At 65.4% G+C, this 9811-nt stretch carries 8 protein-coding genes and 1 riboswitch; of the genes, 4 read left to right on the forward strand and 4 right to left on the reverse strand.

The window, feature by feature from the left end:
- Together gcvP and AC5RWX_RS26275 are read right to left on the reverse strand one after the other, a co-directional pair.
- Positions 1–2550: aminomethyl-transferring glycine dehydrogenase (gene gcvP, locus AC5RWX_RS26270; RefSeq protein WP_494099214.1), on the reverse strand; the 2550-nt coding region annotated here is incomplete at its 3' end.
- Between the two features lie 180 nt (positions 2551–2730).
- A riboswitch (glycine riboswitch) is annotated at positions 2731–2829 on the reverse strand.
- Between the two features lie 90 nt (positions 2830–2919).
- A complete protein-coding gene (locus AC5RWX_RS26275; protein WP_494099215.1) occupies positions 2920–3459 on the reverse strand; it encodes a TetR/AcrR family transcriptional regulator in 540 nt (179 codons plus the stop codon).
- A 66-nt stretch (positions 3460–3525) separates the two neighbouring features.
- Between AC5RWX_RS26275 and AC5RWX_RS26280 the strand changes: the two genes are divergently transcribed.
- Positions 3526–5097 carry an MFS transporter gene (locus AC5RWX_RS26280; RefSeq protein WP_494099216.1) on the forward strand — a complete coding sequence of 524 codons (1572 nt, stop codon included), beginning with the start codon at positions 3526–3528 and terminating at the stop codon, positions 5095–5097.
- 112 nt (positions 5098–5209) lie between these two features.
- Here the strand turns inward: AC5RWX_RS26280 and AC5RWX_RS26285 are convergent, their stop codons facing one another.
- Positions 5210–5686 (reverse strand): Dps family protein, encoded by a 477-nt coding sequence (locus AC5RWX_RS26285; protein ID WP_494099217.1) that lies wholly within the window; start codon positions 5684–5686, stop codon positions 5210–5212.
- 215 nt (positions 5687–5901) lie between these two features.
- Here AC5RWX_RS26285 and AC5RWX_RS26290 point away from each other — a divergent pair, with 215 nt between their 5' ends.
- Genes AC5RWX_RS26290 through AC5RWX_RS26300 form a run of 3 tightly spaced genes read left to right on the forward strand, consistent with a single transcriptional unit; the run spans position 5902 to position 9562 of the window.
- A complete protein-coding gene (locus AC5RWX_RS26290) occupies positions 5902–6930 on the forward strand; it encodes a nitrilase-related carbon-nitrogen hydrolase (RefSeq protein WP_494099218.1) in 1029 nt (342 codons plus the stop codon).
- 56 nt (positions 6931–6986) lie between these two features.
- Complete coding sequence (locus AC5RWX_RS26295; RefSeq protein WP_494099220.1) at positions 6987–8012, forward strand: agmatine deiminase family protein; 1026 nt, start codon at positions 6987–6989, stop codon at positions 8010–8012.
- Positions 8009–9562, forward strand: a complete 1554-nt coding sequence (locus tag AC5RWX_RS26300; protein ID WP_494099219.1) for an APC family permease — start codon at positions 8009–8011, stop codon at positions 9560–9562. Before AC5RWX_RS26295 ends, AC5RWX_RS26300 begins: the two co-directional genes overlap by 4 nt.
- Positions 9563–9633: 71 nt before the next feature.
- Here AC5RWX_RS26300 and AC5RWX_RS26305 read toward each other — a convergent pair.
- A partial coding sequence (locus AC5RWX_RS26305; RefSeq protein ID WP_494099221.1) for an AMIN-like domain-containing (lipo)protein occupies positions 9634–9811 on the reverse strand: 178 nt, incomplete at its 5' end.

The following is a 9811-nucleotide window of genomic DNA, read 5'->3' on the forward strand; positions in this document are numbered from 1 at the left end:
GAACGCCAGGGTGGGGGCGTGGAACCCGTAGTCAATGAGGCGCTTGGCCACATCCTCGGCAGTGACACCGGTCCTGGCGGTGAGCTCGCGCAGGTCCAGGATGCACTCGTGGGCTACCAGCCCGCCTTCACCGGTGTACAGGACCGGGAAGAAGTCGTTCAGGCGGGCAGCGATGTAGTTCGCAGCGAGCAAGGCGGATTTGGTGGCCTCCGTCAGGCCCTGGCCGCCCATCAGCTTCACGTACGCCCAGGAAATGGGGAGCACGCCCGCGGAACCGTACTTGGAGGCAGAGATGGGGACGTCGTTGCCTTCGGTCCACGTGGCCGCGTTGCCGGGCATAAAGGGTGCCAGGTGCGCCTTCGCAGCAACAGGTCCGACGCCGGGCCCTCCGCCGCCGTGCGGGATGCAAAAAGTCTTGTGCAGGTTCAGGTGGGACACGTCACCGCCGAACTGGCCCGGCTGTGCCAAACCGACGAGGGCGTTAAGGTTGGCGCCATCAATGTAGACCTGGCCGCCGGCGGCGTGGATGGCGTCGCAGACTTCGCGCACGTCGGCGTCATACACGCCGTGCGTGGACGGGTAGGTGATCATGATGCAGGACAGCGCGTCCTTGTTGGCCTCGATCTTGGCATACAGGTCCGCGTGGTCAATGGTGCCGTCAGCGGCGGTAGCCACCACAACCACCTTCATACCCGCAAGAACAGCGGAAGCGGCGTTGGTGCCGTGCGCCGAAGCGGGAATGAGGCAGACGTTGCGCTGCTGGTCACCGCGTGAGTGGTGGTAGCCGCGGATCGCCAGCAAACCGGCGAGCTCGCCCTGGGAACCGGCGTTGGGCTGGATGGACACCTGGTCGTAGCCCGTGATCTCGGTGAGCTGCGCTTCCAGGTCCGCGATCAGTTCGCGCCAGCCTTCGGTCTGCGAGTCCGGGGCGAACGGGTGGATCGAGGCGAACTCGGGCCAGGAGATGGCTTCCATCTCGGCCGTGGCATTCAGCTTCATCGTGCAGGAGCCGAGGGGAATCATAGTGCGGTCCAGCGCCAGGTCCCGGTCGCTGAGCTTGCGGATGTAGCGGAGGAGCTGTGTTTCCGAACGGTAGGTGTTGAACACCGGGTGCTGCAGGAAGTCGGAGGAGCGTTGGACGGCGGCATCCAGGCCGAACCCGTCCGTCACCTCAACCAGCCCTGCCCCAAAGGCGGCGAGGACGCCGTCGACAATTTCCCGGGTTGTCGTTTCATCAGTGGAGAAGCCCACCGTGTCCGCGTCGATGCTGCGCAGGTTGATGCCCTTGGCCTCTGCTGCGGCGATGATGCCCGCCGCCTTGCCGGGAACGGAGACCGTGACGGTGTCGAAGAAGCTGGTGTGCACTACCTCCAGGCCGGCGGTCTTGAGCGAAGCGGCAAGGGTCCTGGCATGTGCGTGGGCGGACTGCGCAATCGCCTTCAGCCCCTCGGGTCCGTGGTAGACGGCGTACATCGAGGCCACGATGGCCAGCAGGGCCTGCGCTGTGCAGATGTTGGAGGTGGCCTTCTCGCGGCGGATGTGCTGCTCGCGGGTTTGCAGGGCAAGGCGGTATGCCGGGGTCCCTGCTGAGTCTTTGGAGACGCCCACCAGCCTGCCGGGCATGGAGCGTTCCAAGCCTTTCTGGACTGCCATATAGGCGGCGTGCGGGCCGCCGTAAAACAGCGGGACACCGAAGCGCTGCGCCGAGCCGACGGCGATGTCCGCGCCCTGCTCACCGGGAGGCGTGATGAGGGTCAGGGCGAGCAGGTCGGCCGCAACGGTTACCAGGGCACCGCGCTCCTTGGCGTCGGCGATCACAGTGGTGTGGTCAAACACCCGGCCGGAAGCCCCGGGCTGCTGCAGGACGACGCCGTTGATGGCGCCGTCGGGCAGTCCCGTTGAGAGGTCCGCGACCTCAACCTCGAAGCCGAGTGCCTCGGCACGGCCCTTCACGATGGCGATGGTCTGCGGCAGGCAGTCGGAGTCCAGCACCGTCTTGCCGTCGCGCACGTCTTTGTTTTTATTCGCCCGGCGCATCATCAGCACGGCCTCGGCCACGGCCGTGGCTTCATCCAGCAGGGAGGCGTTGGCGATGGGCAGGCCCACCAGGTCCTGGACCATGGTCTGGAAGTTGAGCAGCGCTTCGAGCCGGCCCTGGGAAATCTCGGGCTGGTAGGGCGTGTACGCGGTGTACCAGGCCGGACCCTCGAGGATATTGCGGCGGATCACCGGCGGCGTGATGGTGTCGTAGTAGCCCTGGCCGATCATCTGAACGGCGGTCTTGTTCTTGGCGGCCAGCCCGCGCAGTTCAGCGAGCGCCTCCACCTCGCTCAGCGCGCCCGTCAGCTCCAGTGCGGAGTCCTGGCGGATGTCCTTGGGAACGGCGGTATCCACCAGCGCGTCCACGGTGTCGTAGCCCACGGCCTTGAGCATGGTGTCGACGTCGGCCTCGCGGCGGGCACCGATATGGCGGTCAACGAAGGTGGCAGCAGCCGGGGCGGCAATAGCCGGAGAGGCGGGGGCCGGAGATACAGTCACGGGGAACTCCATAGCTAAGGCGGCATCAGGGTACGCCGCATCGATTCGGGTTCCTCCCCGCTCTGTATTGGACCTGAGAGTTTCCGCGTTGCCTGCATCCGCTGGCCCCGCTTGCACCGTCGGTGAGCACAGCAGTCCAAGTATCCGTGGAACCGGATGCCAGGCGGACAGCCTGCTACTTTCCAGAGTTGCCTCGCCGCGGCGGTACATGGGCCTGTGAGATTCCTGGGGAGGTATTGCTCCTACGGCGCCTGCTTGTACCTTCTGGCAGAACTCTCCCGCCGCAGATCAAAGGCTATTCATTTGGGTTTTCCTGGCGGCCGGCAACGGCCCACACATGGAGTAATTCTCCTACGCCGCGGGCTCAGGAGCAAATACTGGCTAGCCTCTGAGCCTCTCTACGGCGGCCAGGAGTTCGTCGACCTCCGCCTGCCTGTCGCCGGCGTTTCCGGACGGCCCGCTTTCCCACATGGCGTTGAAGTACAACCCATCCCCCATATAAAGCACGGCCTTTGCCATCACCGCGCCCACGTCCTTGCCGATCAGGTCCAGCCATTGCTGCTGGATGACTGCGAAGCGGCGGCGGGCATCCTCGTGGGCCACCTCGGCGAGTCGCGTCACAGCTACAAAAGAACGGTCCATCGGGGTATCAGACCAGAGGGATGACCGGATGAAGTAGGCCGCGGCCCCCTCGGGGGCGGCCGCCATGGCGGCGAGGTCTTCTCCTGCCAGCCGGTCCAACCGCTCCAGGGTGGCGGTGATCAGCGCTTCCTTGTTGGGGAAGTGGTACAGCAGGCCGCCCTTTGATACGCCGGCCCGCTTCGCCACGGCGTCCAGCGTCGCCGCCCTCTCGCCCACATCGATCAGGAGCTCTTCAAAGGCATCGAGTACTGCATCTCGCGCTACGGGTTTTCGGGGCATGCTTCCCATCATGCATCTCCAGCAGTTGATTTCTTAACTATACCGTCTGGACGGTATAGTTATCGCGTGACAACGTCCACCTCCTCCCAGCAAGCACGTACCCGCACTCCCCCGACCGCCGCAGACCCGGCAAGGGGCACGCGGCACGACTGGCTTGCGCTCGGGCTGCTGATGTTCCCGGTCCTCCTCGTGGCCGTGGACAATACCGCCCTGGCCTTCGCGCTGCCCGCGATCGCGAGTGCGCTGGGCACCTCGGGAGTGGAGCTGCTGTGGATTGTGGACGCCTATCCGCTGGCTCTGGCCGGATTGCTCGTGGCCATGGGCAGCCTGGGCGACCGGATTGGACGCCGGCGGCTCCTCATCATCGGCAGCATTGGCTTTGCAGCCGTATCAGCAGTAACAGCCTTCGCCCCCAGCGCCGGCTGGCTGATTGCCGGCCGCGCAGCCCTGGGTTTCTTCGGCGCCATGCTGATGCCCTCCACGCTGTCCCTGATCCGCAACATTTTTGTGGATCCCAACCGTCGGCGGCTGGCCATTGCCATCTGGGCCGCCGGGTTTTCCGGCGGCGCCGCCCTGGGCCCAATCTTTGGCGGCTGGCTCGTTGAGCAGTTCTGGTGGGGAGCAGTACTGCTGGTGGCCGTGCCCATCATGCTGCCCCTGCTGGCCTTCGGACCCGCATTCATCCCGGAGTCCAAAGACCCGACACCTGGGCGGGTGGATGGGCCGAGCATCCCGCTCTCGCTGCTCACCATGGTTCCGGTGGTCTACGGCATCAAGGAGTTCGCCACCGAAGGAGCCGGACCGCTGGCCCTGGGCACCCTGGCATTCGGCCTGGCAATGGGTGCCACCTTTGTCCGGCGGCAGCAGCGGCTGAAGAACCCGCTGCTGGACATGTCCCTGTTCCGCAACCGGGTGTTCAGCATGGCCATCACGGCCAACGTCTTGGCCCTGTTCTCCTTCAACGGCTTCATTCTCTTCCTGGCCCAGCACCTTCAGCTCCTTGAGGGCATGTCCCCTTCAGCTGCGGGAACGGCAATGATTCCGGCGCTGGTGGCAACCGTTGTGGCGGGCCTCGCGGTGGTGCCCGTAGTGCGAAAGGTCCGGCCGGGTTTCGTGGTGGGCACCGGTCTGGCCATGAGCGCCGCAGGCTACAGCATGGTGACGTTCGGCGACCATGCCAACGGTCCGGCACTGCTGCTCGCCGCCCTGCTGGTCCTTGCCCTGGGCGTGGGAACGGCCGAAACGATCTCCAATGACCTCATCCTTGGCAGCGTCCCGGCTGAAAAATCGGGGGCAGCCTCGGCGATCTCGGAGACAGGCTATGAGGTGGGCGCCCTGCTGGGGACGGCCGTCCTGGGCTCCATACTGACCGCCTCCTACCAGCAGAACCTGCAGCTTCCTGCCGCGGCGGTCGAGGCCGCCGCCGGCCAGGGGACTGCGCATGCCAGCGAAACCCTGGCGGGGGCAATGGAACTTGCGGCTGGCTTGCCGGCGCCCTTGGCCGACGCCGTCCGGCATGCCGCCGGCTCCGCCTTCGACTCCGGCGTGCATGTCACCGCCGCGATCGGGCTGGTGCTGATGGCGACGGCGGCAGTCCTGGCCGCCGTCGTGCTCCGCAAGGTGCCCAAGGCGCAGTAGGGACGCAGATCGCATGGGAGACCCGCGCAGGCAGGCATAAAAACAGCACCCGGCTCCGGACTTCGTGTCCGGGCCGGGCGCTGAAAGGCTGTGCGTGGTGCGTTGCTGGCTGCTAAGCGTCGGGCGCTGTGACGCTTGCCGTCGGCTTCATGGTTTCGGCATTCACCATCCAGGCGAGCTGCTCGAACCTGGCGATGAACTCGTGCAGGAGGTCGGCCGATGTGGGGTCTTCCTCGTCTACTTCGTCATGGACCTTCCGCATGGTGCCCACGGCGGCTTCCAGGGCTGCGACAATCCGCTCGATGGCATCCTTGGTGCTGATGAGGCCCTCAGGAAACGGAGCGAGACTGGTTGATTCTGCCACGGTGGAGCTGCGTCCGTCCGGGAGGGCGTGCAGCGCGCGCATCCGCTCGGCGGTATCGTCAGCAAACTGGCGGGCGGCGTCAACGATCTCGTCCAACTGCAGGTGCAGATCGCGGAAGTTGGTTCCCACGATGTTCCAGTGGGCTTGCTTGCCCTGGAGGTGCAGCTCGATCAGGTCCGTCAGCACAGCCTGCAGGTTGTTGGTCAGTGTCGGTGAAGCTTTCATGCGTCCTCCTCGATTGGTCCAGTAATCCCGACGCTACCAGCCCTGCGCCGGGCAGGGGGCGGTACCTCCGGGGAATTTCTCAGTGAGCTTACTATTTCCTTTTCCCCGTCATAAACGAACGCGATTCATATTCCCCCTTGCGTCCGGACGGATGGAACCGCATACTAAATGAACGTCATTCATTTAGTGACCGTCGTCTCACTGGAGTAGCAAACATGATTGAAATTTCCTGCCTCGACGTACCCGCCTCCTTGGCCCGGACATCGCCGTCCAGCCGGAAGGCCCTGCGCGTTGGCGTGGTCCAGCACCGATGGCAAGCAGACAGTGCAGCTGTCGAGGCCGAACTCAACGAGGGCATCAGCCGGGCCGCTGCATTGGGAGCCTCCGTGGTTTTCCTTCCGGAGCTGACGCTTTCGCGTTATCCGGCGGACACGCTGCCGCACAACGACCCTGCAGAGGGGACAACCCGTCCCCGGCCCTCGGACATCGCCGAAGACCTGCTAACAGGGCCAACCTTCCGCTTTGCCGCAGAGGCTGCCCGCCGTCACGGGATATCGGTCCACGCGTCGCTGTACCAGCGGGCCGAAGACCCTGACGGACAGGACGACGGCCTGGGCCTTAACACCGCCATCCTGGTCTCCCCGGAGGGCGAACTCCTGGCGCGGACCCACAAACTCCACATCCCCGTCACCGCCGGGTACTACGAGGACAAGTTCTTCCGCCAAGGCCCGGCAACGGCTGACGCCTACGAAGTGCATGCCCCTGCCGAACTCGGCGGCGCCCGCCTGGGCATGCCCACCTGCTGGGACGAATGGTTTCCTGAAGTGGCCCGGTTGTACTCGCTGGGCGGTGCCGAAATCCTGGTCTACCCCACGGCCATCGGCTCCGAACCGGACCACCCCGATTTCGACACCCAGCCGCTCTGGCAGCAGGTGATTGTAGGGAACGGCATCGCCAATGGGCTGTTTATGGTCGCGCCCAACCGCTGGGGCAGCGAAGGCACCCTGAACTTCTACGGTTCGTCTTTCATCTCTGACCCCTACGGGCGGATCCTTGCCCAGGCACCCCGCGACGCGTCCGCCGTCCTCGTGGCCGATCTGGACCTGGACCAGCGGAAGGACTGGCTGACCCTGTTCCCCTTCCTGGCAACGCGGCGTCCGGACACCTACGGGCGACTCACCGAGCCCGTCCGCCCGAACGAATCCATCGGCGGCGAGCGCGGGTTCGCGGAGGTGTGCTCGTGACCGCCCCCGTGGCGCAGCAGGACGCAGGTGCCCTGGTGCAGGCCGCGCAGTGGCGGATGCCTGCCGAAACAGCCCCGCAGGAGCGGCTCTGGATGGCGTTTCCCGCCGGCGGCTACACCCTTGGCGAGTCGGCCGAGGCTGCCCACGCAGCCAGGTCCACCTGGGCTGCAGTGGCGAACGCCGCCGTCGAATTCCAGCCCGTCACCATGGTGGTGGATCCCGACGACGTCGAAACGGCCGCCGCCTACCTCTCCCCTGACATTGAGGTACTCGCAGCCCCGTTGAATGATGCGTGGATGCGCGACATCGGCCCCACTTTTGTCTTGAACGGCGAGGGAAACCTTGGCGCGGTGGACTGGGTGTTCAACGGCTGGGGCGGACAGGACTGGGCACAGTGGGACAAAGATGCCCTGGTCGCCGGCGAGGTGGCTGGCCGGTCAGGGGCACGCCACATCGTCTCAGCGCTGGTGAACGAGGGCGGCGGCATCCAGGTGGACGGCCAGGGAACGGTTCTCGTTACGGAAACAGTCCAGCTGGATCCGGGGCGCAATCCCGGCCTCAGCCGGGCCGACGTCGAGCTGGAGCTGGCCCGCACCATCGGCGCCACCCATGTGGTGTGGCTGCCCCGCGGCCTTACCCGGGATTCCGAGCGTTTCGGCACCCGCGGCCACGTGGACATAGTCGCCGCTATCCCCTCGCCCGGTACGCTGCTGGTCCATTCCCAGGAGAATCCCGAGCATCCGGACTTCGAGGTCTGCCGGGAAATCATCGACTTCCTGCGCGGCACCACGGACGCCGCCGGCCGGAAGTGGAACATCATCGAAGTCCAGGCCCCCGAGACACTCCGGGATGAGGAAGGCTTCGTGGACTACAGCTACATCAACCACGTGGTGGTCAACGGCGGAGTGATCGCCTGCAGCTTCAACGACCCCCAGGACGACAAGGCCCTGCAGATCCTGGCCGAGGCCTACCCCGGGCGGCGTATCGTCGCCATTGACGCACGTGAGCTGTTTGCCCGCGGCGGGGGTATCCATTGCATCACCCAACAGCAGCCTGCTGCCTCCCAGAAAGTGGTGTCATGACAGAAACCATCCGCACCGGCACTCCCGCCGGAGGCGGGCATGCTCCCGGTACTGCCCACGGAATTACCGCCAAGGGCCTGAGGGGCGGGCAGCTGGGACTTCTCGCCGTCGTCGTTCTTGGCATCTCCACCATCGCACCGGCCTATACGCTGACCAGCGCCCTGGGCCCCACCGTCAACGAGGCCGGACTCCAGCTGCCGGTCATCTTCCTCATCGGGTTCATCCCCATGATCCTGGTCTCGCTCGCCTACCGGGAACTCAACGCCGACTCCCCTGACAGCGGGACCACCTTCACGTGGGTGACCAAAGCCTTTGGACCCTGGGTCGGGTGGATGGGCGGCTGGGGGCTCCTCGCAGCAAATATCATCGTGTTGTCCAACCTGGCCGGCGTGGCCGTCGACTTCTTCTACCTCTTCCTCTCTCAGCTCACAGGCCAGCCGGGGCTGGCTGACCTGGCGGCCAGCAAGCCGCTGAACGTGCTGACCTGCTTCGTGTTCGTGGCCCTTGCCGTGTGGGTGAGCTACCGCGGCCTGCACACCACCAAGCTCGTGCAGTACGGCCTGGTGGGGTTCCAGTTGCTGGTACTGGGCCTGTTCGTAGCAATGGCCTTCGCCAACTGGTCCACGTCCGAGACCGCCATTGCCTTCAGCTGGGACTGGTTCGACGTCACCAGGATCGAGACCTTCGGCCAGATCGCCGCGGGCATCTCCCTCTCGATTTTTGTGTACTGGGGCTGGGACGTCTGCCTCACAGTGAACGAGGAAACCGCCAACGGGAAAAAGACCGCGGGCCTCGCCGGCACCCTCACAGCCCTCATTGTCCTGGCGATCTACCTGCTGGTAAGCATCGCCACCATGATGTTCGCCGGCGTCGGGGACACCGGCAACGGGCTGAACAACACCGACAACCACGAGAACATCTTCACGGCCCTGGCCTCCCCCATCATGGGCCCCTTCGCCATCCTGATGTCCCTTGCGGTGCTCTCCAGCTCCGCTGCCTCGCTGCAGTCCACGTTTATGTCGCCGTCCCGCAGCCTGCTGGCTATGGCCCACTACGGGGCGTTGCCGGAGCCGTTCAGCCGCGTGAGCAGGCGCTTTGCGACGCCGGGCTACGCCACGGTTGCCGCCGGTTTCCTGTCCGCGGGGTTCTACGCCGTGATGCATGTGGTCAGCGAAAACGTCCTGAACGACACCATTCTGGCGCTTGGCCTGATGATTTGCTTCTACTACGGGCTCACCGCCATCGCCTGCGCCTGGTACTTCCGCAACAGCCTGTTCAGCAGCCTCCGCAACTTCCTGCTGCGGTTCCTGTGCCCGGTACTCGGTGGCGTAGGCCTGTTCGTGGTCTTCCTGCAGACCGCAGTGGACAGCTGGGCTCCCGAGTTCGGCAGTGGTTCCGAAGTGTTCGGGGTGGGGCTCGTGTTCGTCCTTGGGGTAGGCATCCTGGCCCTTGGCGCGGTGTTCATGCTGGTGATGTCCCGGCTGCGTCCCGGATTCTTCCGCGGCGAGACCCTCAAACGGGACACTCCCGCCCTGGTTGTTCCGGAGTAGCTCCTGAGCAGCAGCGTCCACAAAAAGGTGCCGCACCCCGGATCATCAGGGTGCGGCACCTTTTCAGTTGGTCACCAGAAGTGGGCCACGTCCACAATCAGCCGTGAACCGGATCCCGGGCCGTCCAGCGTGAAGACCCGGAAGGGCAGCCGGGCGCGGACGCCCACGCCGAGACTGGTATAGCCCTCGAAGCTGCCGGCGTAACCCACCTGCCGGCAGGTCGGGTAACCGAACCCATAGGACAGCTCG

This window comes from Arthrobacter sp. SPT-J7 (assembly GCF_059089965.1).